We start from the raw sequence: 894 nt of genomic DNA, 5'->3' as shown, positions 1-894 counted from the left end.
GTTTGATTTCAGCTTCTGCGTTCTCGTCGAATGCTTTAGCGCATGCAACGTCAGTCGCTACTGGGATAGCACACTCTTTCATCAGCTTCTTAGCAGTGTCAACTAGGTCTGCTTCGTATAGAGACTTACCTACGTTGTGGCCTTCAGCAGCGATGAAGGTGTTTGCGATACCACCACCAACAACAAGTTGGTCTGCAACTTTAGATAGAGACTCAAGAACAGTCAGTTTAGTAGAAACTTTAGAACCACCAACGATAGCAACTAGTGGACGCTCTGGGTTGTCCATTGCTTTACCTAGTGCTTCAAGTTCAGCAGCAAGAAGAGGACCAGCACATGCTACAGGAGCGTGAGTACCAACACCGTGAGTAGATGCTTGTGCACGGTGAGCCGTACCGAATGCATCCATTACGAAGATGTCACATAGAGATGCGTATGCTTTAGATAGCTCTTCTTCGTTCTTCTTCTCGCCTTTGTTGAAGCGAACGTTTTCTAGAACAACAAGCTCACCAGCGTTTAGCTCTAGGCCGTTTAGGTAGTCTTTAGCCAGTTTAACTTCGCAGTCTAGTGCGTCGTTTAGGTAGTTAACTACAGGAGCTAGAGAGAACTCTTCGTTGTATTCGCCTTCAGTAGGACGACCAAGGTGAGAAGTAACCATTACTTTTGCACCAGCTTCTAGGCAAAGCTTGATAGTTGGTAGAGATGCTAGGATACGTGCATCTGAAGTTACTTTACCGTCTTTTACTGGTACGTTTAGGTCAGCACGGATAAATACGCGTTTACCTGCAAGTTCCAGGTCAGTCATCTTGATCACAGACATGATTTGTCCTCTCAAATTTAAATAAAAATAAAGTTTTGGAAACTCAGCAACCCTGCTAAGCCTATAAATTATTCAAC

1 protein-coding gene is annotated in these 894 nt (G+C 44.4%); it reads right to left on the bottom strand.

The window, feature by feature from the left end:
* Positions 1 to 817, bottom strand: an 817-nt coding sequence (locus BCT81_RS00970) for a phosphoglycerate kinase (RefSeq protein ID WP_102423006.1), incomplete at its 3' end; no start/stop codon positions are given.
* Positions 818 to 894: the final 77 nt, after the last annotated feature.

Origin of the sequence: Vibrio sp. 10N.261.52.A1 (assembly GCF_002876325.1) — a bacterium.
Lineage (GTDB): Bacteria > Pseudomonadota > Gammaproteobacteria > Enterobacterales > Vibrionaceae > Vibrio > Vibrio chagasii.
This window is presented reverse-complemented; position numbering and strand designations above follow the sequence as displayed.